This window comes from Zemynaea arenosa (assembly GCF_004614185.1).
Taxonomy (GTDB): Bacteria; Pseudomonadota; Gammaproteobacteria; order Burkholderiales; family Burkholderiaceae_D; genus Telluria; species Telluria arenosa.
Map to the genome: position 1 here is coordinate 33,161 of NZ_SPVF01000122.1, position 23,425 is coordinate 56,585.

At 66.2% G+C, this 23,425-nt stretch carries 23 protein-coding genes; 10 read left to right on the forward strand and 13 right to left on the reverse strand.

The window, feature by feature from the left end; genetic code table 11:
- Positions 1 to 2: 2 nt before the first annotated feature.
- Entirely contained in the window at positions 3 to 293 is a 291-nt protein-coding gene (locus E4L96_RS09185) for a hypothetical protein (RefSeq protein WP_229414340.1), read from the forward strand.
- Here E4L96_RS09185 and E4L96_RS09190 read toward each other — a convergent pair.
- Entirely contained in the window at positions 290 to 1,162 is an 873-nt protein-coding gene (locus E4L96_RS09190) for an alpha/beta fold hydrolase (protein ID WP_135206914.1), read from the reverse strand. The two genes, E4L96_RS09185 and E4L96_RS09190, sit on opposite strands and share 4 nt — an antisense overlap.
- Before the next feature lie 14 nt (positions 1,163 to 1,176).
- Positions 1,177 to 1,788, reverse strand: a complete 612-nt coding sequence (locus tag E4L96_RS09195; protein ID WP_135206915.1) for an NAD(P)-dependent oxidoreductase — start codon at positions 1,786 to 1,788, stop codon at positions 1,177 to 1,179.
- A gap of 105 nt (positions 1,789 to 1,893) precedes the next feature.
- Between E4L96_RS09195 and E4L96_RS09200 the strand changes: the two genes are divergently transcribed.
- Positions 1,894 to 2,790, forward strand: a complete 897-nt coding sequence (locus tag E4L96_RS09200; RefSeq protein WP_135206916.1) for a LysR family transcriptional regulator — start codon at positions 1,894 to 1,896, stop codon at positions 2,788 to 2,790.
- Here the strand turns inward: E4L96_RS09200 and E4L96_RS09205 are convergent.
- The 3 genes from E4L96_RS09205 to E4L96_RS09215 form a co-directional block, all read right to left on the reverse strand.
- On the reverse strand, positions 2,756 to 4,105 hold the full coding sequence (locus tag E4L96_RS09205; RefSeq protein WP_135206917.1) for an MFS transporter: 1,350 nt from the start codon (positions 4,103 to 4,105) through the stop codon (positions 2,756 to 2,758). The genes E4L96_RS09200 and E4L96_RS09205 overlap by 35 nt on opposite strands.
- 68 nt (positions 4,106 to 4,173) lie before the next feature.
- On the reverse strand, positions 4,174 to 5,490 hold the full coding sequence (locus E4L96_RS09210) for a GH1 family beta-glucosidase (protein WP_135206918.1): 1,317 nt from the start codon (positions 5,488 to 5,490) through the stop codon (positions 4,174 to 4,176).
- A gap of 124 nt (positions 5,491 to 5,614) precedes the next feature.
- A complete protein-coding gene (locus tag E4L96_RS09215; protein WP_135206919.1) occupies positions 5,615 to 8,029 on the reverse strand; it encodes a TonB-dependent receptor in 2,415 nt (804 codons plus the stop codon).
- A 181-nt stretch (positions 8,030 to 8,210) separates the two neighbouring features.
- Here E4L96_RS09215 and E4L96_RS09220 point away from each other — a divergent pair, with 181 nt between their 5' ends.
- From E4L96_RS09220 to E4L96_RS09235, 4 genes are all read left to right on the forward strand, one after another.
- Entirely contained in the window at positions 8,211 to 9,752 is a 1,542-nt protein-coding gene (locus E4L96_RS09220) for a tryptophan halogenase family protein (protein WP_135206920.1), read from the forward strand.
- Between the two features lie 81 nt (positions 9,753 to 9,833).
- Entirely contained in the window at positions 9,834 to 10,841 is a 1,008-nt protein-coding gene (locus tag E4L96_RS09225) for a LacI family DNA-binding transcriptional regulator (RefSeq protein ID WP_135206921.1), read from the forward strand.
- Positions 10,842 to 10,938: 97 nt separating this feature from the next.
- The gene (locus E4L96_RS09230) at positions 10,939 to 11,490 is read left to right on the forward strand and encodes an NADPH-dependent FMN reductase (protein WP_135206922.1); all 552 of its coding nucleotides are present in this window, start codon (positions 10,939 to 10,941) and stop codon (positions 11,488 to 11,490) included.
- Between the two features lie 12 nt (positions 11,491 to 11,502).
- Positions 11,503 to 11,931, forward strand: a complete 429-nt coding sequence (locus tag E4L96_RS09235; protein WP_135206923.1) for a VOC family protein — start codon at positions 11,503 to 11,505, stop codon at positions 11,929 to 11,931.
- A 19-nt stretch (positions 11,932 to 11,950) separates the two neighbouring features.
- On the opposite strand, the gene E4L96_RS09240 is transcribed toward E4L96_RS09235, so the two are convergent.
- A complete protein-coding gene (locus E4L96_RS09240; RefSeq protein WP_135206924.1) occupies positions 11,951 to 12,862 on the reverse strand; it encodes a DMT family transporter in 912 nt (303 codons plus the stop codon).
- A gap of 99 nt (positions 12,863 to 12,961) precedes the next feature.
- Between E4L96_RS09240 and E4L96_RS09245 the strand changes: the two genes are divergently transcribed.
- Complete coding sequence (locus E4L96_RS09245; RefSeq protein ID WP_135206925.1) at positions 12,962 to 13,843, forward strand: LysR family transcriptional regulator; 882 nt, start codon at positions 12,962 to 12,964, stop codon at positions 13,841 to 13,843.
- Here E4L96_RS09245 and E4L96_RS09250 read toward each other — a convergent pair.
- Positions 13,840 to 14,850, reverse strand: coding sequence for a zinc-binding alcohol dehydrogenase family protein (locus tag E4L96_RS09250; protein WP_135206926.1), 1,011 nt, complete (start codon positions 14,848 to 14,850; stop codon positions 13,840 to 13,842). The two genes, E4L96_RS09245 and E4L96_RS09250, sit on opposite strands and share 4 nt — an antisense overlap.
- Positions 14,851 to 14,930: 80 nt before the next feature.
- Here E4L96_RS09250 and E4L96_RS09255 point away from each other — a divergent pair, with 80 nt between their 5' ends.
- Positions 14,931 to 15,824, forward strand: coding sequence for a LysR family transcriptional regulator (locus tag E4L96_RS09255; RefSeq protein WP_135206927.1), 894 nt, complete (start codon positions 14,931 to 14,933; stop codon positions 15,822 to 15,824).
- On the opposite strand, the gene E4L96_RS09260 is transcribed toward E4L96_RS09255, so the two are convergent.
- The 3 genes from E4L96_RS09260 to E4L96_RS09270 all read right to left on the reverse strand — a co-directional run bounded on the left by E4L96_RS09260 (position 15,794) and on the right by E4L96_RS09270 (position 19,032).
- Complete coding sequence (locus E4L96_RS09260; protein ID WP_135206928.1) at positions 15,794 to 17,005, reverse strand: acyltransferase family protein; 1,212 nt, start codon at positions 17,003 to 17,005, stop codon at positions 15,794 to 15,796. The genes E4L96_RS09255 and E4L96_RS09260 overlap by 31 nt on opposite strands.
- Positions 17,006 to 17,131: 126 nt before the next feature.
- The gene (locus E4L96_RS09265) at positions 17,132 to 17,839 is read right to left on the reverse strand and encodes a LytR/AlgR family response regulator transcription factor (protein ID WP_135206929.1); all 708 of its coding nucleotides are present in this window, start codon (positions 17,837 to 17,839) and stop codon (positions 17,132 to 17,134) included.
- Positions 17,827 to 19,032 carry a sensor histidine kinase gene (locus E4L96_RS09270; RefSeq protein WP_229414344.1) on the reverse strand — a complete coding sequence of 402 codons (1,206 nt, stop codon included), beginning with the start codon at positions 19,030 to 19,032 and terminating at the stop codon, positions 17,827 to 17,829. The genes E4L96_RS09265 and E4L96_RS09270 overlap by 13 nt, the downstream gene beginning before the upstream one ends.
- A 44-nt stretch (positions 19,033 to 19,076) precedes the next feature.
- Between E4L96_RS09270 and E4L96_RS09275 the strand changes: the two genes are divergently transcribed.
- A complete protein-coding gene (locus E4L96_RS09275) occupies positions 19,077 to 19,646 on the forward strand; it encodes a YdeI/OmpD-associated family protein (RefSeq protein WP_135206930.1) in 570 nt (189 codons plus the stop codon).
- Between the two features lie 28 nt (positions 19,647 to 19,674).
- Here E4L96_RS09275 and E4L96_RS09280 read toward each other — a convergent pair whose 3' ends face one another.
- Positions 19,675 to 20,109, reverse strand: coding sequence for a carboxymuconolactone decarboxylase family protein (locus tag E4L96_RS09280; protein WP_370660735.1), 435 nt, complete (start codon positions 20,107 to 20,109; stop codon positions 19,675 to 19,677).
- A 128-nt stretch (positions 20,110 to 20,237) separates the two neighbouring features.
- Here E4L96_RS09280 and E4L96_RS09285 point away from each other — a divergent pair, with 128 nt between their 5' ends.
- Positions 20,238 to 21,113 carry a sigma-70 family RNA polymerase sigma factor gene (locus E4L96_RS09285; RefSeq protein WP_135206931.1) on the forward strand — a complete coding sequence of 292 codons (876 nt, stop codon included), beginning with the start codon at positions 20,238 to 20,240 and terminating at the stop codon, positions 21,111 to 21,113.
- A 9-nt stretch (positions 21,114 to 21,122) separates the two neighbouring features.
- On the opposite strand, the gene E4L96_RS09290 is transcribed toward E4L96_RS09285, so the two are convergent.
- Positions 21,123 to 22,100, reverse strand: a complete 978-nt coding sequence (locus E4L96_RS09290; protein ID WP_135206932.1) for an FHA domain-containing protein — start codon at positions 22,098 to 22,100, stop codon at positions 21,123 to 21,125.
- On the reverse strand, positions 22,097 to 23,425 hold a 1,329-nt coding region (locus tag E4L96_RS09295), incomplete at its 5' end, for a S1 family peptidase (protein WP_370660736.1). The genes E4L96_RS09295 and E4L96_RS09290, both read right to left, overlap by 4 nt.

Genomic DNA, 23,425 nt, shown 5'->3' on the forward strand with positions numbered 1-23,425 from the left:
ATATGAGCGTCTACCGCGAGGTCGCCGTGCAGTCGCTGCGCGACCCGCGCAGCGGCCTGCTGGTCCTCCGCCCGATGTCGGGGCAGGGCTTCCCTCCGACGATGAAGGTGTCCTGCGGGCGCCAGCTGGTGCTCGACTACCCCGAGGGCACCTGTTTCCTCGTGCAGGCCAAAATGACGGACCGCCTCGGCGGCGAGCCCTATCTCTACGTCTGGCACGGCGACCCGGTTACCGTGCTGACGAAGACGCAGGCGGAGGCGTTCCTCCAGCAGTACCGCCGCCTGCGGCTCTAGGCGACTTCCCGCTCCAGCCGGTCCAGGAAGTGCAGGACCAACTGCGCGATGCGCGGCGCGTCTTCTTCCAGTGCGAAGTGGCCGGTGTCGAGCAGGTGCAGCTCGGCGCGCGGCAGGTCGCGCTGCCATGCGCGGGCGCCGGCTTCCACGAACAGCGGGTCGCCCCGGCCCCACGCGACCAGCGCGGGCACCTGCGCAGCGCGCAGCCACGCCTGCCACGCCGGGTAGAGCGCCACGTTGCTGTGGTAGTCCCGCAGCAGGCCTTCCTGGATGCGGCGGTTGTCGCCGACGTCCAGGCGGGCCAGATCGTGGGCCCATGCGTCCGGGTTCAGGTGCTGCGGGTCGCGCGCGCCGGTTTCGTACATGAAGCGCACTCCGTCCGGGTTCAGAATCATGTCCAGCAACGGTTGCGCGTCGGCGTCCGTGCGCGCACCGGGTTTTAGCTGCGCGATGTTGTGGCGCAGGATGTCCGAGAGTCCTTCTTCATAAGCATTTGCGTTCTGCACCACCAGGCCGCTCACCCGTTCCGGGTGGCGCAGCGCGAGCCGCATGCCGACCGGTCCACCGAAGTCTTGCAGGTAGAGCGCATACCGCCGCAGGCCGATGGCCTCGACGAAGCCCGCGACGACGTCGGCCAGCGCATCGAAGGTGGCAGGCATTCCGGCAGCGGCCTCGCTGTAGCCGCTGCCCGGATAGTCCGGCGCCACCGCGTGGTAGCGCTCCGCCAGCAGCGGAATCAGGTCGCGGTACATATGCGAGGAAGACGGGAATCCGTGCAGCAGCAGGATCGTCGGAAGGGCCGCATCGCCCGCCTCGCGGTAGAAGATGCTGGCTCCGTTGACGTCCACAGTGCGGTAGCTGGTCGGCATGGCGGTCTCCTCGATCAATAGCCGGCGGTGAAGCGGCGGCGGATGTGCGTGGGTAGGGCGATTTCGTCCAGTGCGGCGACGGCCAGGTCGGCCACGCTGATGTGGCTTTTGCCCTCAGCGTCGATCAGTACATCGTCCGCGCCGAGGCGGAATTGGCCGGTGCGCGGGCCGGGCAGCAGGGCGGCGGACGGCGACAGATAGCTCCAGTCCAGCGTTGTTTCGCCGCGCAGGCGCTGCAGGAAGGCGCGGGCCGCCGTGGCCTCGGCTTTGTACAGCGCCGGGAAGTCCGGCGTATCGACCAGGTCCACGCCTGCCGGGTTACGCAGACTGCCCGCGCCACCGATGAAGAGGGTGCGCGGCACCCGTGCTTCGCGCACCGCACTCAGCACGCGCTCCATGTCGGTACCGTCGTAGCGCACGGCCACCAGGGCCACATCCACGCCGCGCAGCGCGGAGGTGAGGGCGGCGACGTTGGTCAGGTCCACCGGTCTGGCCGCCAGCCGCGGGTCCGCAGGCAAGCCGTCGAGGCGGCGGGCGATGGCGACGAGCTCGTGGCCACGGCCCAGCGCTTCCTCGCGCAGTGCCGAGCCGACAAAGCCGGTTGCGCCGATCAGTGCTATTTTCATGATGTCTTCCTTTCGTTGTGGGGATGCGATGGAAGAACGATATCGCGTGCATGCGGTGCTGATAAGACGGATAATCGTGCAATCACTGTCAGCCTGGATAGGACAATGCCGGATGTCTCGACCCTGAACCTCAACCGCCTGGTCATCTTCGTCCACGTGGTGGAAGCCGGTACGCTCACCGCCGCCGCCAATCGCTTGGGGATCGCCAAGACCGTGGTCAGCGCCCACATGCAGAAGCTGGAAGCGGAAGTCGGCGCCGCCCTGCTGGTGCGCACCACGCGGCGCCTCGCGCTGACGGAGGCAGGGGAGACGTTCTACGAAGCGTGCCGCCGCATCGTTTCCGACACCCAGGCCGCACTGGAAGCCGCAGCCCTCAACACTGCCGAGCCGCGCGGCACCCTGCGCGTGACCGCGCCGATCGATTACGGCGCCTCCATCGTGGCACCGGTGGCAGTGGAGCTGCGCAAGCGTTATCCCGCTCTGCGCATCGAGCTGTTGACGGCGGATCATGTGCAGGACCTGATCGCCGAGAACATCGACGTCGCGATCCGCGTAGGGCGGCTGGCCGATTCAGGTCACCGCGCGGTGAAGATCGGCAGCTTTAGCGAATGGCTGGTGGCCGCGCCGGAGTTCCTGCGCCGCCACCGCCCGGCCGAACCTGAGGACCTGCGCGCGCTCCCGCTGGTGGCGCTGGCCGTGCTGCCGCAGCCGGACACCTGGACCTTCCGCCGGGACGCTACCCAGCGCACCATCCACTTCGAAACGCCTTTGAGCGCCACGACCGCGCACGCGGTACGGCTGGCCGCGCTGGCCGGCGGCGGCCTCGCGGTGTTGCCGGACTTTGCGTGCGTGGCGGACGTGAAGGCGAAACGCCTGGTGCGCGTGCTGCCGGAATGGAAGCTGCCGGGCGGCGGCATCCACGCGGTCTTCCCCGACTTGCGCTACCGCCCGCAGAAGACGCGCGTGTTCATCGAAGCTCTGCGCGCTCGGGTGGGAGCGTGAGATCGGGCTCGCTGTCCGGCGTACCTTCGGGATGCGGGAAGGGTGCGAACCAGCAGACGATGAAGGAGGGGATGGTCGCGACCATCACGAAGCCGAAGTAGTGGATATAGCCCATCCACTGCTCCAGGTGCCCGCTCACCACGCCCGTGAGCATGCCGCACAGGCCCATGAGGCCCGTGCCGAAGGCGTAGTGCGTGGTGGCGTACTTGCCCGGTGCGAGCTGCTGCATCAGATAGATCATGAAGCCCACCGCGCCGTACCCGAAGAAGAACTTCTCGACCACCACGCCCGCGCCGATCCAGAAGAGGCTCGTGGGCTGGAAGATGCTCATGACGAGGAAGGTCACGTTGGGGATATTCACCGCGCAGCACAGGATAAACAGCGTCGGCTTGAGGCCCCGCTTGGCCACGAACAGGCCACCGAGCAGGGACCCGAGCAGCACGGCGGCAAGCCCGTAGGTGCCGTAGATGATCCCCAGCAGCTCGTTGGAGAGTCCCAGGCCGCCGCGCTCGCGCGGATCGACCATGAAGAAGGGACCGATCTTTTCCAGGAAGCCGATGCTGAGGCGGAACAGGAAGGCGAAGGCCACCATTTTCCACACATGCTTTTTCTGGAAGAAGGTGACGAAGGCATCGCCGAGGATGCGCGCGGCGCCGCCGAGTGAGGTCGGCGTGTTCTCGGCTTTGGCGCCATCCGGCATCACGCGCAGGTGCCACACCGCCATCGCCAGCGTGACCGCGGCGACGATGAAGAACACGATGCGCCAGGCGTCGATCCATTCGGGGCCGAAGCGCGCGGGGTCGTGGTGGAACACCTGCGTGTGCAGCTTGCCGCTCAGGTAGACCAGGCCACCCGAGGCCACGATCGGCCCGATATTCCACGACAGGCTCTGGATGCCGCAGTAGACTGACTGCGCGCGCCGGTCCAGCGAGGTCACATACACACCATCGCAGGCGATGTCCTGCGTGGCGCCGACGAAGGACAGGGCCCAGAACAGCACCATCAGCACCGCCATGTAGCCCGGCATGGACATTGCCAGTGCGATGGCGGCAAAGCCCGCGCCGATCAGTACCTGCGCGCAGAGGACGAAGAACTTCTTGGTGCGGTACATCTCCACAATGGGTGCGAACAGCGGCTTGATCGTGTACGCCAGGATCAGCATGCTCGAATACTGCGCCGCCTGGCCGTTGTCCATGCCGAGATTCTTGAACATGATGGCAGTGACGCTGGTGAGCATCACATACGCCAGCGCCATGGTGAAGTACCCGGTCGGGACCCAAAGGAGCGGTGAAACGTTATGGCCTGGTGCGCGCATGGCTATACGAGTAAGGGAGTTTGATCCAGGGTGATCCTATCAGGAGATGCGTGGGCTGCCGCGGCGTTCTAGCGGCGTTGCCTGGCAACGAAGTCGCGGTACCACAGCGCGCTGTCCTTCAGGGTGCGCTTCTGGGTCGCGTAATCCACATGGACGATGCCGAACCGCTTGGCGTAGCCCGAGTTCCATTCGAAGTTGTCGAGCAGGCTCCAAAGGAAGTACCCGCGTACGTCCACGCCGGCGCGCATCGCATCGGACAGCGCCTCCAGGTGCCAGCGCACGAAGTCGATGCGCTGGGTGTCGTGGACTTCACCGTCGACCACCACATCCGGACTGGCCATGCCGTTCTCGGTGATGTAGATGGGCGGAAGCGGGTAGGCCGCCTTCAGCTTGAGCAGCAGCTCAGTCAGGCCCTTGGGGTAGATCTCCCAGCCCATGTCCGTAAAACCGAGTTCGCCCGGCGGGACCGGATTCGGCGTGGTGGCGCTGACGTAGCCGCGGAAGTAGTAGTTGAGGCCCATGAAGTCGATCGGCTGGCGGATGTCCGCCATGTCGCCCTCGTGCACCACGGGCGCGTTCTCGCCATGCACGCGCAGGGCCAGCTCGGGGTAGTGGCCCTTGAAGATCGGGTCCATGAACCACTCGACGGAGCGCGAGTACTCGAAGTCCGCGGCAGCGTGGTCCTCCGGCGAGTCGGTGGCAGGATCGGCGGTCCACTGATTGAGAACGATCCCCAGCTTGGCCGAGCAGCCGGTGGCGCGCATCGCCTGGATGGCCAGGCCGTGCGACAGCAGCAGGTGGTGCGAGACCTGGATCGACTGCTTCAGGTCCGCCACGCCCGGCGCGAACTGCGCGTTGCCGTAGCCGAGGTTCGCCGTGCACCACGGCTCATTGTGGGTCGCGATGCAGTCGATGCGGTTGCCGAAGCGGCGCGCGACTTCGGCCGCGTAGGCCGCAAAGTGGCGCGGCGTGTCGCGCGAGAGCCAGCCGCCTTCGTCCTGCAAGGCTTGCGGCAGGTCCCAGTGGTACAGGGTGACGTGGGCGCGCAGGCCGCTCTCGGCCAGCGCGTCCAGCAGACGTTCGTAAAAAGCGAAACCGGCTTCGTTCCAGGCGCCTTTGCCATCCGGCTGCACGCGCGGCCAGGAGATCGAGAAGCGGTAGGCGTCCACGCCCAATGCCTTGATGATGGCGACGTCCTCGCGGTAGCGGTGGTAATGGTCGCAGGCGACGTCGCCTTTGCTGCCGTCCTTGATGGTGCCAGGCTGGCGGCAGAAGGTGTCCCAGATCGACGGGCCCTTGCCGTCGGCCGTGGAAGCACCTTCGATCTGGAAGGCGCTGGTCGCCACGCCCCAGAGGAAGCGGGGCGGGAAAGTCGGTTGATTCATGTGGCTATCGCTTGCAGCTTGAGGAAAAAGACCGGTCCGCCCGCGAAGGCGGACCGAAAGGGACACTACACAGAAAACTTCATGTGAAGAATATGCAACCGTTTTGTTGCATATTCTTCGCGCATCAGAACTCGATGCCGGCGTTAATGCCGACGGTGCGCGGCGGCAGATACTGCGCCATCCACGGCCCGAAGGAATTCATTGCGGACGTCTTCACGTTGGTATTGCTAACGTTGCGGACGAAGACATCGGCCCACCATGCCTTGCTGGCCTGGTAGCGCAGACCGAGGTCGGTGCGCGTGTAGGCCTTCTGGCGGTCGCCGTCGCCGAGGTTGAACACGGACAGCCAGGACGCGGTCTCGTAGTGCGTCGAGATGCGCGGCGTGAGCTGGGCACCGTCCGCCAGGTTGAACACGTGCTGATACATCACTTGCGCCGAGAAGCGCGGCGCATGCGGCATCTCGTGGCCGGTCACGTCCAGGCAGGTGGTCACGCCGGGGATCGAGCAAGCGGGCAGGGTGTAGTCGTTGGAGCCGCCGAACAGCGTCCCAAGCTTGGTGTGGGTCCACGCGAACGACAGCTGCAGGCGGTCCTCCGGCGTCAGGCGCGCCGCCAGCTCGGACTCCAGGCCATAGACCTTGGCACCATCGGCATTGTTGGTCGCCAGCGTGTGCGAGCCATCCGGATTGGTGACCGGGGCGCTGAACTGGAAGTCCTTGAAGTCCTCGTAGTACAGCGCGTTATTCCAGCGCAGCGCACCGCCGAGGAAAGTGCTCTTGCTGCCGATCTCGTAGTTCCTCAGCGTCTCGTCGCCGTACGGACGGCCGCCGTCCTGCAAGCCGCCGGACTTGTAGCCGGTCGAGATGCTGGCGTAGACCATGTTGTTGAGGTCGATGTCGTAGGACGCCCGCAGGAGGCCCGTCCACTTGCTGCCGGTGTAGCGGCCATCGTTGGACGGCACGCTCGGGTTGTAGCCCTGGCCCGGAATGCGCGGGTCGATGTGGGAGCTGAGCGGAACCTGCGGCACGGTGGCGTCGTAGTTCCAGGTGTAGCCGTTGCCGCCGATGTTCTTGCGCTCATCGCGGGTGTAGCGTGCGCCGGCCGTCAGGTGGGCGGCGCCCATGTTCCAGGTGGCCTGGCCGAAGGCAGCGCGCGAATCCACCGTCTCTTTCGGCTGGATGAAGGAACCCTGCCAGCCCACGGTGCCCTGCTGGGTGCCATTGAAGATCGGGATGTCGAAGCGCATCGCGTTGTTCTCGGCCGCGTAGTACACGCCCAGCTGCCAGTCCAGCTCACGCTCGCCCAGCGACTGCAGCTGCACCTCGTGGCTGTAATTGGTGTAGTGCGCGTTGACCGTATTGTCGGCCTGGTAGGTGGCGCCGGTGGCAAAGCTGGTCGGGATGGTGGCGCCGCCGTCCTGGTCGAAGGTGCCTTCGCCATCGAAGCGCGACCAGCCGGCCACGTAGGTCAGCTGCATGGACGGATCGATGTTGTATTCGAGGCGGCTGCGCACCGAGTCCACGTCGCGGCGCACGGACGGCGCCACGTCGGACAGCGTGGACCAGAGGTCGGTCCCGGCGCGCGGCGTCTGCAGCAGGTTCATGCTCGGCGTGCCGCGGTCCGCATAGCGCTCGTACGAGATGTTCCAGCGCAGGGCGGGGGTGGGCTGGTACAGGAAGGACAGGCGCACCGCGGTCTGGTCCTGCGCGTTGTATTTCGGCCCGCTGTTGACGAACAGGTTGGGGTTCAAGGGCTGGAACGCAGCCGGGTTGCCGCCGCTCGCGGCCCAGGCAGCGCGCTGGCTCGCCAGCGAGGGCGCGGTGAAGGTCTGGTAGTCCGTGTAGCCGTCGTGCTGCTCGTGGACGAAGGCCACGCGCATGGCGCTATTGTCGGACAGCGGCACGTTGAAGGCGCCGCGCGCGCCGAAACGGCGGTAGTCGCCCAGGCCCATCTCCGCGCTGCCGCTGGTCTTGCCCAGCACCGGTTTCACGGTCTGCATATTGACCGCGCCGACGGTGGAGTTACGTCCCCACAGCGTGCCTTGCGGGCCGCGCAGGACTTCGATGGCGTCCAGGTCGAACAGCAGGGCGGTGGCGCCTTCGGGGCGCGGTGTGTAGATGCCGTCCACGAACATCGCCACTTCCGGGTCCGCGTATTCGGTCTTGGCGCTGTCGTTGCCGATGCCGCGCAGGGTCATGGTGATGACGCCGTGGTCACCCTGGCCGGTGGCCTGGAAGCTGGGCACCAGGTTGACGGCATCCAGGATGGTCTGGACGTGGGCATCTTCCAGCGCGGCGGCGTTCAGCGCGGTGATGGCGACCGGAGTGCGCTGCAGGGAGGTGGAGCGCTTGGTCGCCGTGACCACCACTTCGGGAATGACGGTGGAATTGGCGGACTGCTGCTGTGCCGGGGCGTTCTGGTTTTGCGTGGCGGTGTCGGTCTGGGCGTGGGCGCTGCCCATGCCGGCGACCAGGGCCACGACGGCCAGACGGATAGGCGTGGCCGAAAGGGATCGGCCCTTAGGGAAGGACGATTTCATGCTGTCTCCTGATTGTGCTTGTTTTTTGGGTGGGTGTTGCGTCGTTCTAAAAACCGAATCCACGAGAAATCGATTTCATATCACGTGAAATCGATTTCATGATAAAGTCGGTTTTGTCGGGATGTCAAACAAAATTTTCAAACAAACACCAACAACCACAACATCCTGGGAGGGACACCACATGACAGCTGTTCGATCCGTTTTGATCGTGGGCGGCGGCACGGCGGGCTGGCTGACTGCCTGTTTCCTGGCCAAGCGCCTGGGCGCGCACGCAGCGGACGGCGTGCGCATCACACTGGTGGAGTCGCCGGAGGTGGGCCCCATCGGCGTAGGGGAGGGCACCTTCCCGTCCATCAAAGGTACGCTCGCCGCCATCGGCATCGACGAGGCGCACTTCATCCGTGAGTGCAGCGCCACCTTCAAGCAGGGTGTCTCGTTCCGGCACTGGGTGCGTGAACCCGGGCAGCCGGGCGCGGACCACTACTTCCATCCCTTCAGCCACCCGAGCCAGCGCGATGGGCTGCCGGAGCTGCTGCCGTACTGGCTGCGTGGCGCGGCGGGCGAGGGCGTGGCGTTCGCGCAGGCGGTCACGCTGCAGAAGGCGATCGCGGATGCGAGCCGCGGACCGAAGCGCCTCGGCGACCGCGATTTCGTGGGGCCGATGAACTATGCCTACCACTTCGACGCGGGGCAATTCGCGCAGCTGCTGGCCACGCACGGCAAGTCGCTCGGCGTGGAGCATGTGCTGGGCCACGTGGAGCGGGTGGACACCGATGGACAGGACATGATCGCCGCGGTGCACACGCGCGAGCATGGGGTGCTGAAGGCGGACCTGTACGTGGACTGCACCGGCTTTCGTTCCAGGCTGATCGGCGAGGCGCTCGGTTCGCCGTGGCGCTCCCTCAGCGATGTGCTTTTTGTGGACCGCGCGCTGGCGGTGCAGGTGCCGTATGCGGCGGCCGACACTCCGATCCCGTCGTACACCATCTCGACGGCGCACGAAGCCGGGTGGACCTGGGATATCGGCCTGCAGCAGCGGCGCGGCATCGGCTACGTGTATTCGAGCCGGCATACCAGCGATGCGCGGGCGGAGGAGGTGCTGCGGCGATATGTGGGCTCGGCGATGGACGGCAAGGAGCCGCGCCAGCTGGTGCTCAATGTGGGCTACCGGGATACGCAGTGGGTTGGCAATTGCGTGGCGGTGGGCTTGTCGAGCGGATTCCTGGAGCCGCTGGAATCGTCCGGCATCGGCCTGATCGAGACAGCGGCCTACCTGCTCGGCTACCTGTTCCCGTTTGGCGGTGAGTTCGCGCCCGCCGCGCGGCTCTTCAATGACCTGATGCGGCAGCGCTACGAGAGGATCGTCAACTTCATCAAGCTGCACTACTGCCTCACACAGCGCGGCAGCGCTTTCTGGCGCGATAACGCGGATCCGGGCTCGATCCCGCTGCCGCTGCAGGACCAGCTGGCGATGTGGCGCAGCCGTCCGCCCACGCGGCTGGACTTCGTCACGGACCTGGAGATGTATCCGCCTTCGAGCTGGCAGTATGTGCTGTACGGGATGGAATTTGCGACGCGGCTGCATCCGTCCGCAGCGCCGCTGGACCAATGGGACGACGTCCGGCGCGAGTTCGCGACCCTGGCCCAAGTGGCGCGGCGCGCGGTGGCCGATCTGCCAGACCATCGGCGGCTGGTGGAGCACTACCTGAGCCGCAGTTCATGAAACGTTTCAGAAAACGATTTCATAGGCTGGTGAGCAGTGCTATACTCGGCCGCGATAACACACACACATGCCAGGGGTTTCATGAAAAAGTCGAAGGGCGCGACAGTCCATGAGGTGGCGCGGGAGGCAGGAGTGTCGGCGGCCACTGTGTCGCGCTTCCTGAACGGCACGGCCAAGGTAGCGGAAGACAAGCGGCAGGTCATCGAAAGCGTGATCGAGCGGCTCAACTTCAAGCCCAACGTGCTGGCCCAGAACCTCAAGTCGGGCAGCACGCGGACCATCGGGGTGCTGACGCAGTCGCTGGTGTCCGGCTTCTTCAACGAGACCATGACGGGGATCGAGGATGCATTGAAGGCGGCGGGGTATGCGCCGCTGATCGTCACCGGCCACTGGCACGCGGACGAGGAGGCGGAGCGCATCGAACTGCTGATCGCGCGGCGGGTGGATGGGCTGGTGATCCTGACTGGGAATCTGACCGACGCGCAGATCCTCAAGTTCTCGCAGCGGGTGCCCATCGTGGCGTTCGGGCGCAAGCTGCAGGGGAAGCAGGCGTTCGGCTTCTCGCTCGATAATTACACGGCGGCGTGCGAGGCGATGGACTATCTGGTCGAGCAGGGGCACCGGAACATCGCTTTTATTGCTGGGCCGGAGGAGCACGAGGATGCGCGGGCGCGCCTGGCGGGCTATCGCGATACGCTGGCCAAGCACAAGATCCGCTTCAACACCAAGCTGGTGGTGCAGGGGGACTTCCAGGAATCCGGCGGTTTGCTGGCCGTGAACCAGCTGATGGAATCGCGCCAGCGTTTCACCGCCATCTTCGCGGCCAACGACTTGACGGCCTACGGCGCACGGCTGGCGCTGTACCGCCGCAGCATCCGCGTCCCGGAGGACATCTCCATCGTCGGCTTCGACGATTTGCACACCTCCATGTGCGTCACCCCGCCCCTGACGACGGTGCGCCAGCCCCTGTTCGAAGTCGGCCAATGCCTCGGCCACGCGATGCTCAAGATGATCGCCCACGAAAAGTTCGAGATCAACGTCCCGCCTCTCTCCCTCATGGTCCGCGAATCCGTCCGCCGGGTCAGCTGAAGCATGCCGCAGGCGTGCCCGCCGACGCGCGTTGGCGAAAGCCGATACCATAGGCTTCTTATTGTACGGCTCACAAGAAGCAGAGAAAGGAAGTGACATGGCACGGAAAATCGCGGTCCTCGTGGGCAGCCTGCGCAAGGACTCTTTCACCCGCAAGGTGGCCAAGGCGCTGGTGCAGCTGGCGCCGCCCACCCTCGAACTGGAATTCGTCGAGATCGGCGAACTCCCTCTCTACAACCAGGACCTCGAAACCGACAACCCGCCCCCCACCTGGACCGAATTCCGCCAGACTATGGCCAAGTTCGACGGCGTGCTGTTCGCCACCCCCGAGTACAACCGCTCCGTCCCCGCGTGCCTGAAAAACGCGATCGACGTCGGCTCGCGCCCCTATGGTCACAGCATCTGGAACGGCAAACCGGCCGCGGTGGTGAGCGTCTCGCCGGGAAACTTGGGCGGCTTCGGCGCCAATCACCACCTGCGCCAGTCGCTGGTCTTCCTCAACATGCCGGCCATGCAGATGCCGGAAGCCTATGTCGGTGGCGCGGCCAAGTTGTTCGACGGCGATAACCTCGTCAACGACGACACCCGCAAATTCCTGCAGACCTTCATCGACACGTTTGCCGCCTGGGCCGAGCGCCACGCGGACTAAGAGAGGAGCCTCATGATCCGTATCCGGGAAATCGACCACGTGGTCCTGCGCGTGACGGACCTCGACAGGATGATCCGCTTCTATTGCGAGGTCCTGGGCTGCACCATCGAGCGCCGCCAGGACGAAATCGGCCTGGTGCAGCTGCGCGCCGGCCGTTCGCTGGTGGACCTGGTCCCCATCGACGGCAAGCTGGGTCGCGCCGGTGGCGCCGCCCCCGGCAAGGATGGCCGCAACGTGGACCACATCTGCTTCCGCGTCGAGCCTTTCGACGAGGCGGCGATCCGCGCCTCGCTGCAAGCGGCGGGCATCGATGGTGGCAAGGCCGAATCGCGCTATGGAGCGGAAGGCGAGGGCCCGTCCATCTACCTCGCGGACCCGGAAGGAAACATGCTGGAGCTGAAGGGCGCCCCCTGGCCCACCGAGCTCGAATCGCTCGGCTGACCGGGAGCGCGGGCCCGCATTACCGGGCCACTTGCGCAGTCCGCGCGGACAGCGTGGCCTGCAGCATCAGGGCTGCCACCACCATCAATGCGCCCACGATTTCGGTCGGGCCGGGCGTCACGCCGCGGGCCGCGCTCATGATCAGCGCGGACACCGGCACCAGGTTGATAAACACGATCCCCTGCGCGGCCCCGAGCTGGCGCACGCCCTTGTTGAAGGCCAGGGACGCAAACACGGTCGCAAACAGCACGGTGTAGGCCATCGCGGGTGCCGCGTGCGCCAGTCCCGCCAGCGTCGGCACATGGGACCAGCCGAGCGCCGTCGCCACCAGCGCGAACAGCACCATCGCCGGTACTGCCATCAGCGCCGTGAACGCGGTGTACTCCAGCACCGACAGCTGCGGCAGGGTGGCCTGGCCCCGCGTGTAGAACACCCAGCCCACCGTGCCTGCAAATGCCGTGAGGTCGCCCGCGATGGTCGACGCGCCCCCGGCCGGATGCAGCAGCACGCCCGACACCAGCGTCACCCCGCCCAGCGTGAGCGCCAGCACCGCCGCCGCCCACCACTGGAGCTGCTGCCTGTCCAGCGCCCAGCGCAGCACCATCGCCGTCACCGGCATGGTCGCCATGATGACCGCGCCATGCGAGGGCACGGAATGCTGTAGCCCCGTGAACACCAGCACCCCGAACAGCGCATAGCCCAGCAGTCCAAGCCAAGTGATGCGTCCCAGGTGCGCCTTCAGCTCATGCCAACGTACCGGTCCCGCGAGCCGCACCAGCCCAAGCAGGATCAGGGACGCGACCCCGTAGCGGACCAGCGTAAACCAGACCGGGTCGAGGGTCGACAGCGTGGCCTTCCCGACAAAAAAGAGGCCGGCCCACGCCACCGTGGAGAGGACCAGCGCGCCCGCCGCGAGTGTGTTCTTGTTCATGACAATGCTCCTTCCGTGATCGAGCGAGCAGTATTACCTTGCCATGCTGGTTGATAAACAGTCGTACAATGCAAGCAGTTTCAACCCTGAGTGCGGAATATGGACCAGCTGGCGAGCATGCGCATCTTCGTGAAGGTGGTGGACCTGGGCGGCCTGACCCCGGTGGCGGAGGCCGAGCGCATGTCCGCCACCATGGTGGGCAAACATCTGCGCCAATTGGAGGAGCGCCTTGGCGTGCGCCTGCTGAACCGCACCACGCGCCGCCAGAGCCTCACCGAGGCCGGGCAGCTCTACTACGAACGCTGCAAGCATGCGCTGGCCGAAGTCGCCGCCGCCGATGCGAGCGTAAGCAGCATGGCCAGCGCGCCGCGCGGGCTGCTGCGTGTGTCGGCGGCGATGCTCTTCGGGATCCATGCGCTTACGCCGGTGGTCAACGACTACCTCGCGCGCTACCCGCAGATGCGCGTGGAGCTGCACCTGAACGACCGCATCGTGGACCTCATCGACGAGAACATGGATGCCGCCATCCGCGTCGGCAAGCTGCCCGATTCCTCGCTGGCCGCGCGGCCGCTGCGGCCCTACCGCTTGATCGTGTGCGCGGCGCCGGCCTACCTGCAGGCCCACGGCGCGCCAACGGCGCCGGACGAGCTGCGCGCGCACAATTGCATCTCCTTCCTCGGCGTGTGGTCGCAGGATGCCTGGAGCTTCACGCTCGATGGCGCCGAGCGCCACGTGGGCGTGGATGGCAACTTCAAGGTGAACAGCGTGCATGCCCTGCGTTCGGCGGCCTTGCAGGGACTGGGCATCGCCTTCATCCCCGAGACCATGATCGGGGACGACCTGGCTTCGGGCGCGCTGGTGGAGCTGCTTGCGGATTACGCGGCTCCGGTGCGGCCGCTGAACATCGTGTACCCGTCCACGCGGCTGGTGACGCCCAAGCTGCGCACCTTTATCGATTGCGTGGTCGAGCACCTGGGCTAGGCGGGAAAGCCCTCCAGTACCAGCTTGCCGATCGCGCGCCCGCTGGCCATGTGCTTGTGGGCCGCGCGCAGGTTGGTGGCATTGATCGGCGCGAGGTAACTGGTGACCGGGGACGCCAGCACTCCGTGATCGAATAGCGCGGCGATCTGGTTGAGGATCGCGTGCTGGCGGTCCAGGTCGGACGTACGGTAGTCGATGCGGGTGTAGACCATTTCCCACACCAGCGTCACGCTCTTGTCCCACAGGAGGCCTATGTTGGCGGGCTGCGTGGCCTCGACAGCCAGGCCGATGGCACCCTGTGGCGCCACCGCGGCGGCTGCAGTCTCGAAGTAGCGGTCCGTGTCCGCGAGCAGCACCACATAGTCGACCTGCGGGTGGCCGGCGGCCGCCAGCTGCGCGGCGATGTCGCCGGTGTGGTCGACAATGTGGTGGGCGCCCATGCTGCGCACCCATGCTGCGGACTCGGGGCGGGACGCGGTCGCGATCACCTCCAGCTGCGCCACGCGGGCCGCGAACTGCACCGCCATCGAGCCCACGCCGCCGGCCGCGCCGACGATGAGGATCGATCTCCCGGGCTGCACGCGCAGGCGGTCGAACAGCAGCTCCCATGCAGTGAGGCTGGCCAGCGGCAGGGCCGCGGCTTCCGCCATCGACAAAGTCGCAGGTGCGCGGCCCACGATGCGTTCGTCCACCAGCTGCAGCTCGGCGTGCGAGCCAGGGCGCGACGGGTCGCCCGAGTAGTAGACGGCGTCACCGGGCTGGAACAGCGTGACGTCTGGCCCGACGGCTTGCACGATGCCGGCGGCGTCGTAGCCGATCACGCGCGGGGCTGGCTCCACTTTGTCCTTGGGACGGCGCACGCGGTTGTCCAGCTGGTTCACGGAGACGGCGTGCACGCGCACCAGCAGGTCGTGGCCCGTAGGCGCGGGCGGGTTGGGGAGGGTGGTGTCGAACACCGCGTCCGGGTGGTCGATATCGGTGTAGCGGAGAAGGGCAGTGGCTTTCATGGGAGGCATTCTGCGTCTGTTGCCTGAAGCGATAAATGGCGCAACAATGGCAGGACTATCAAATCCAGTTTGATAATCCGATGAGCTATTCCACTGCCGATCTCCAGTTGTTCGCCCTCGTTGCGGACACGGGCAACCTGTCGCAGGCCGCGCGGGAGCTGGACCTGATCCCTGCCACCGCCAGCGCGGCCCTCAAGCGCCTGGAAGGCCAGCTGGGTGCGCGCCTGTTCGAACGTTCGACGCGCCATATGCGGCTGACGCCACAAGGCGAAGTCTTTCTCGACTACTGCCGCGACGCGCTCACGCTACTGGAGCAGGGTGCGGCGCTGCTGGGGCAATCCGCGGGCAAGGTGCAGGGCAAGCTGCGGGTCTCGGCGCCCGCCGACTGGGGGCGCAACGTGCTGGCGCCGATGTCAGATGCCTTCCTCAAGCAGTACCCGGGCGTGACGCTGATCCTGTCGTGTTCCGACCGCAGCGCGGACCTGTTCCGCGATCCGGTGGACCTGGCATTCCGATACGGTGAGCTGGAGGATGCGTCGCACGTGTCCCAGCGGGTGGCGCGCAATCGGCGTGCGGTGGTGGCGTCTCCTGCCTATTTGCGCAAGCACGGCACGCCCGCCGCGCCGCAGGACCTGGCCCGCCACAACTGTCTGGTGCATAGCCTGAGCCAGGGCACCAGCAACACCTGGCGCTTCACGCACGGCCGCAAGGCCATTGAGGTCAAGGTGCATGGCAACCGCGTCTCGGATGACGGCGGTGTGGTGCGCGAATGGGCAGTCGCTGGAGAGGGCATCGCCTACAAGTCCCTGCTCGATGTGGCGGCGGACCTGAAGGCCAAGCGGCTGGTGGTGCTATTCCCCGAGCTGCAGGGTCAGGACTGGCCGCTGCATGCGCTATACCCGCACCGCAGCAGTCTCTCGCCTGCGGCGCGGGCCTTGCTGGCTTACGTCATGGACAAGGTCTCCGCGGGCTGAGTTGCACGGCCATTCCCTGCCTTGGCCGGGGCGGAAAGGCCGAAGAGAGGCATCAGCAGCGGCACCCGGCGAATGATGGCGAAGCTGCCGAAGCACAGGCCAAAGGTCACCCCGATCAGCACGAAGTATTCGACACCCGGCGTCAGCGCGGCTGGTTTGATCAGATGTGCGAAGCCGACGATGATGGTCTGGTGCAGGATGTAGACCGGGAACACGGCCTGCGTCAGGTACTGGCGGCGCGGGCTCTCGAAGTTCAGGTGGCGGTGGGCGAAGCCGCAGGCGGCGATCACCGGGCACCATTCGCAGAACGACCATGCGGTGCGGCCGATGAACTTGAAGAGCATCCCATTCGGGCCTTCGTAGAACGGGTCCGGCAGCGAGAACACGGCCATCATGATGCCCCAGGACGCAAAGGCGAAGGCGAGGGCGGGCCAGCGAATGTCGTCCATGCGCTGCCAGAAAAGGCGCTCCTTTGCGATCAGCGCACCGACCATGAAGGCCGGGAAGTACACCGCGTGGTTGTACCAGTCGTTGACCAGCGCGTGGGTCTCGGGGAACCACGGCTTGAGGCCCATGCGCATGACAGCGAACCAGATCACGGGCAGGGCCAGAAGGCGCCAGCCGGACAGCGCTTGCACCAGTACCTTGGTGATGCGCGGCAGGCGGTGAGCTGCCAGCGCCACCAGCGCGCTGTAGGCCAGCGTGTACACGAACAGGTAGGCGACGAACCAGAGATGGTTCCAGGTCGGCAGGTCAAGGCACTTTCCGTTCTCGCAGAAGCCGTGGTAGCCGGTGTAGTACAGCTTGAGGAAGTCGATGAAGCTGCCCTGGTAGTGCAGCTTTTCGATCACCTCGCAGTAGGGCTGGAGCGGGACGATCACGGCCATCCCGAACAGCAGGGGAATCAGCAGGCGCTTGCTACGCTGCTTCACGAAGGACCAGATGGTGGTTTTCGAAAGGAGGAAGCTGGAGGCGACGCCGGAGATGAAGAAGAGCAGGCCGAGGCGCCATGGGGCGGACATCAGCATCATCGCCTCGATGGCGTCGCTGGCGTAAGGGCTCTTCACGTGCCAGCCCCAGGTCACGTAGTACATGCCCGTGTGGTAGAAGATCAGGATGATGAACGCGATGATGCGCACCCAGTCGAGAAAGTAGAGCCGGTTGGTGAGGTTGTTGTTCATGGCTGTGCCGTCGTGTGAGTTGACCAGAGTTGATCGGTGACGGCAGCTTATGGCGGTACCCTCGCGCGGGCGAGGGGAATGGGGCGAAACGGGAGTGGGCTGGGGCGAGCCGGATTGTCGGACCGGTCAGCCGAGACGTGCCATGACGTCGTCGCGGTATTGACGGCTACAGGGCACCCGGGTGCCGCTGTGAAGGACCAGTTCGCAGTCGCCCTTGTCGAGGGCGTGGACGGCGGCGATCAGGCGGGCTTGCACTGCGGCGCGCCGGTGGCAGCGCACGAAGGCGGGGCCCAGTTTGTCCAGCAGACCGGTCAGGGTCTGGCGCAGCAGGGGCGCACCGGTCGGCGTGTGCAGGGCAACGTAGTTATCGGCGGTTTCGATCCACTCGATGTCCTCCGTCCGGACGATGCGGGTCACGCCGCGGTCGGGGACCAGCAGCTGCTGGACGGCCAGGCCGTGGCCCGGTTGTGCGGCGCGGTTGCCGAGGCGGTCCTGCACTCGCTGGAGGGCGCGCTGGAGACGGGCGGCGTCGTAGGGCTTGAGCAGGTAGTCGACGGCGTTGGCGTCGAAGGCGCGGATGGCGTATTCGTCGAAGGCGGTGGCAAAGACCACCAGCGGCGCCGGGTCAGGCAGGGAGGCAGCGACGTCCAGGCCTGTCACTTCGGGCATCTGGATGTCGAGGAAGATGACGTCGGGCCGGTCGGCGGCCACACGCTCCAACGCTTCGATGCCGTCGCGGGCTTCGGACACGCGTTCGATACCGGGTTCTTGCGCGAGCAGGCGGCGCAGGCGGTCGCGCGCGGGGCGCTCGTCGTCGACGATCAGCACGTGCATGGGAGCCTCATCTCGGCGCGCACGCCGGCCGGGTGCAGCTGGACCAGCTCCAGCGCCGCGCGCTCGCCATACAGGACCTGCAGGCGCTGGCGCAGGTTGGCGATGCCGATGCCGGGGCGCGGCGCGTCCTGGTCACCAGCGCCGAGGCGCGCTGTGCCCTGGTCTGCCGCGCCGAGGCGCGGCCCTGCTGCGACTCCCCAGGCGTGCGTGCCGGCGTTCCCGCCCGCACCGCCGGCGCCTCCGATCGGTGCGGCATGCTCTTGTTCCGTGCAGGCGCTATCCGCCAACTGGCCGCTGTCATCTTCGACTGCAAGCCGCAGCTCGTCCGCGCTTCCGCTGGCGCTGATGACGATCGCCGTCGTGCCGCGCCGCCGCTCCACGGTGTGCTTGAACACATTCTCGAGCAGGGGCTGCAGTGACATCACCGGCACCTCGCAGCCCAGCTGCGCCTCGTCGATCTGCCAGTCGATTCTCACCCGGTCTGCATAGCGCTCCTCCATCACGCGTGCGTAGCCGCGCACCAGCCGCAGCTCGGTCGCCAGCGGCGCCACCTGCAAATCGCTGACTTCCAGCGTGGCCCGCAAGGTATCGGCCAGCTGGATCAGGGTGGCATCCGCCCGCTCGACGTCCGAGTGCATCAGCGAAGACACGGTGTTGAGCGCATTGAAGAGAAAATGCGGCTGCATCTGCTGGGTGAGCCTTTGGAGCTGCGCCTGGCGCAGCAGGGCGGAGGCCTGCTCCGCGCGCAGCTTCTCTTCCAGCAGCTGGAAGTACGAGAGCGCGCCGAACAGGATGGTCACGAACATCGTGTAGAAGATGGCGATCTTGATCGACTCATAGAAGAACAGCTCCAGCGGCGCGCGGTGCTCGTAGATCTGCCCAACCATCGCATACACCGCGTGGCGGATGCCAAATGTGATCGGCACAAAGAGCAGGCAGAAGATCGGCAGGCAGGCCAGTTGCAGCGCAAACCAGCGCCACGGCGTGGCCGTGAGATAGTCCCAGCGCTTGAGGATCCGGCGCATGCCGATCATCAGCACCAGACCGACCACATTGGATGAGGTCTCCCACAACACCGGCTGCCAGTACTGGCGGCCACCACTGCGCACGTAGTCCTGGACGGAGACGGATACCATCAGGGCCCAGAACATGAGCCAGGAGACGGTGGCGACGAAGCGCGTGCGGGAAGTCATCCGCGCATGATTGCGCATCCGGGCGGCTGTGTCAAAATCGCGGCATGGACGAACCGACCCTGACTTTCGAACACCAGGCTGCCTGGGCTCAGTGGCTGGACTCTCATCACGCCTCATGCAAAGGGGTGTGGCTGCGGCACGCGCGCAAGGGCAGCGCAGTGCAGACGGTGAGCTACCAGGAGGCGTTGGAAGTGGCGCTGTGCTTTGGCTGGATCGATGGCGTGAAAAAGTCGCTGGACGCCGACTATTTCGTGCAGCGCTGGACACCGCGCGGCAAGCGCAGTATCTGGTCCAAGGTCAATCGCGAAAAGGCGGAGCGCTACATCGCGGAGGGGAAGATGCAGCCCGCTGGGCTGGCGGAGGTGGAGCGGGCGCGCGCGGACGGCCGCTGGGACAACGCCTACTCCACCGGTAGCAAGGCGGAAGTGCCCGACGATCTGCTGGCAGCCTTCACACGCCACCCCGGCGCCGCCGAGTTCTTCGCCACCCTCAACTCGCGCAACCGCACGGCAGTCCTCTTCCGCATCCACCACGCCAAGAAGCCCGAGACCCGTGCTCGCAAAATCGAAGCCTACGCCGCCATGCTCGCCCGCCACGAGACTATCTACCCCTGATCTGGGCGCGCGGGGACGTCGCCAGTGCTTAGTCCTTCGGCTGCGCGCCGAAGCCGACGGAGAGGCGGTTCCAGCCGTTGATGGTGGAGATGGCGACCGTCAGGTCCACCATCTCCTTCTCGGTGAAGTGGGCCTTCAGGTCCTCGTAGACCGCGTCGAGCTCCGGCTGTTGGGAGAGCTGGGTGAGCGCCTCCGTCCAGGCCAGCGCCGCCCGCTCGCGCGGCGAGAAGAAGGACGTGTCGCGCCAGGCGCTGACGGCAAACAGGCGGCGCACCGAGTCACCGTCCTTCAGTCCCTCCTGCGAGTGCATGTCCACGCAAAACGCGCAGCCATTGATCTGCGAGGCGCGCAGTTTGATCAGGTGGAGCAGCCCATGTTCCAGGCCGCACCCGCGGATGTACTGCTCGACGGCGAACCAGGCTTTGTAGGCGGCAGGGGAGGCGTTGTAATACTCGAGGCGCATGATAATTCTCCTTTCAGGTTGGTTACAATCCTTAGTCGAAGCACGGTGACCGCTTGTGACACCTCGCCCGCAATAAATTTTGCGCGCTGGACCTGTCACAACGGCCACCTCATGTCCGTCTTAGGGATATGACCACACCCACCGACACCTTTAACGCTCTGCGCCCGCGCCTCTTCGGCATTGCCTACCGCATGCTGGGGATCCGCGCGGATGCGGAGGACATCGTGCAGGAAGCCTGGTTGCGCTGGCACGCCACCGGCCATGAAGAAGCGCGCATTCCGGAAGCCTGGCTGACCACCGTGGTCACGCGCCTGGCCATCGACCGCCTGCGCAGCGCACGCACGGAGCGCGAACACTACTTCGGCCCCTGGCTCCCCGAGCCGCTGCTGGAAGACGAGTCCACGCCCTCGCCGGAACAGGCGCTGGAAGAAGCGGGCGACATCTCGACCGCCTTCCTGCTGATGCTGGAGCGCCTGGGCCCGGAGGAGCGCGCGGTGTTCCTGCTGCACCAGGTCTTCGACTTCGACTACCCCGAGGTGGCCGCAATGGTCGGCAAGACCGAAGCCGCGTGCCGCAAGATCATGCAGCGCGCCCGCGAACGCGTGCGCGAAGGCCGTCCGCGCTTTTCGGTCAACCGCGAGCTGCATATCGAATTACTGGGACGCTTCATCCAGGCCTCCCGCAGCGGCGACCGCGCCGCCGTACGCAGCCTGCTGACGGAAGACGCGACCTACACGGGCGACGGCGGCGGCAAGGCCAAGACGACCGTGAAAGTGGTGTATGGCGCCGAGCGGATCGGCCGCCTGATCGCGGGCCTGCAGCGCAAGTATGGCGACGCCATGCAGCATGAAATCGTGCGCGTGAACGGCGGCTACGGCTTGCTGACCTGGCGCCTGGGCGTGCAGGACTCGATCACCACCATCGACATCGAGGACGGCAAGATCTCCGCCATGTACGTGGTCCGCAACCCGGACAAGCTCACGACGTTGCGCCAGCCCGTCTGACGCGGCGGCTCACTCCTCGTCATCCTCGTCACTGCCGCGGACCTTCTTGGTGCGGTCCTGGTCCAGCCGCGGCTTGAGCTGCTGCACCTGGCCCATGAACTCGTCCACGCTGTGGTCCGGGCTGATGCGCACGGACGGCGGCAGCACCAGCGACATGTACAGGTCATCCGCCAGGCGCCCGGTGCGCTGCACGTTGGACAGCAGCGTGAGGCCCGACACCAGCACGAACAGCGCCGTGCACCCGATCGCGAAACGGCGCACCAGCTGCGGCTTCACCGTCGCCAGGTGGTAGAACAGCATCACGCAGGCGATGGCGATGGCCACGTGGCTGCTGTAGCGCGTGAGCGCATCGAGCGAGAACGCGTAGGCCACGATGCTGGACCCCAGCTGGAACAGCGTGAGCACCGCCAGCGCGCTGCCGAGAATGAACAGATGCCGCCCCAGCCGCGCGTGGCGCCCGAACAGGCGGTTGACCACCGCCCAGATTCCGGCCCAGGCCAGCCCCGCGCCGATGCCGAAGGCCGCCGCCTGAAGATAGCGGATCGGCTGGAAGGCCAGCGTATCGTTGATCCACAGCGCGAACAGAGCAAACGCCAAGATCAGCCCCATGCCCACGAAGCCCGGCGCCGCGCCTTCCCACCCGTGCCGGGTGCGGTCCACCATTTCCGGCGCCACCTTGAAGTCAGACGGCCGCACGCGCAGCATGGTGTGCCCCATGCGCACTACGGTATCCCCGGTCACCACCACCTGCTGCTGGCGCTTGCCCCGGTGGACGATGCCATTGCGCGAGCCCAGGTCGCGCAGCACCAGCTGCTGCCCGTCCTCGGCCAGGTCCACCACCGCGTGGTTGGCGGCCACGTAGTCGTCATCGATGATGTAGTCGTTGTCGTAGCCGCGGCCGATGCGGATCGGGAGCGCGGGCACCACGTGCCGGTGCAGCACTTCGCCATTGCGGGCGATGGTCTCGACGTAGAAAGGAGCTTTCATCGGCGCGGCCCCCGTCCCAGCAGCTCCAGGAAGGCGCGCGTGGTGCGCATGCCGTTCTCGTAAGAGACCCCGGCCACATCGATGCGGCTTTGCAGGCTTTCGCGCGCCGCGTCCGTGCTGGCGGTGAGCAGGGTAAAGTTGTAGAGGCCCGCGAACTTGCGGTAGGCGCGCACGCACATCACCGCGCGCATCGGCAGCGTCTTGGTGCGGATGAACTGCTCGGTGCAATTGGGCGCGGTCAGGCGCAGGTCCTTGTTGGTGCCCAGGTTTTCCACCTTGAACAGGTTCGAGGCCAGGGCCGCGAAGCGCGCCGAGTCCAGCGTGGAGGAATGCACGTACTGGTGGCTCATGGAGACGCGGCCGGTCTGCTGCGATTCCGAGATGAAGATCGCGGACTCCATCGCGCAGCTGATGGTGTCGGCCGTGAACGTGGCCTCGGCCTTGAAGTTGGAATTGCCCCAGCAGCGCACCTGCTCGGACTCGCGCACCGGCACCAGATAGGGGCCCATGCTCTTGACCGAGAGCGGCGAATCGAGCAGCCGGTCGATCATCGATTTCTGGTGCACCAGCAGCTGCTGCGCGATCAGCGGGTTGAAGTCCTTGGGCGCCTTGGCCTGCTGGTTCACATGCGCCAGCAGCTCCTGCGCGTACTTGACCGGCACCAGGAAGCTCACCAGCTCCCCGTCGCGCCGCTTGGAGACGTTGATGCCCGCCACCGTGCCATCGCTGGTGACGGAAGGTCCGCCGCTCATGCCGGAGTTGATCGGCCCCGTGAACAGCAGCTGGTCATAGAAGCTGCGCGCAATGATGCCGTTGTACGAGCCTTCCGAGATCGCAAAGCCCAGGTCCAGCGGATTGCCCAGCGAGTAGAGGTACTGGCCCTGCGCCAGCTTGACTGGCTTTTCGGGGATGGTGAAGAAGCCTTCACCCGTGCGGTTGACGCGCACCACGGCCAGGTCGTGCAGCACGTCCACGGCCAGCAGTTCGATCGGGCCGCTCTTGCCGTCCGTGTCCACCCATTCGCCGCTGTAGGCCTCCGGGTCGAGCGCGAGCTGCGAGACCACGTGGTAGTTGGTGAGAACCAGGTTGGAGGTGCCGACCATGAACCCCGAGCCGACCGAGGACTGGCTGCGCCCACTCTTGAGCAGCATGCGGATGCGCAGCAGGTCTCCTTTCGCGGCGGAGTACAGCTTCTGCGCGGCGGTGGACGGCGTGGGCAGGGCGTCTTCGGCCGCGGGCGTGGCCGTGTCGCCGGGCACCGGGTTGGCCGGCTCGGTGGCGGGCGGACGTTCGGGGCTCGGAGGCTTGGTAGGCTGGGGCGGGGC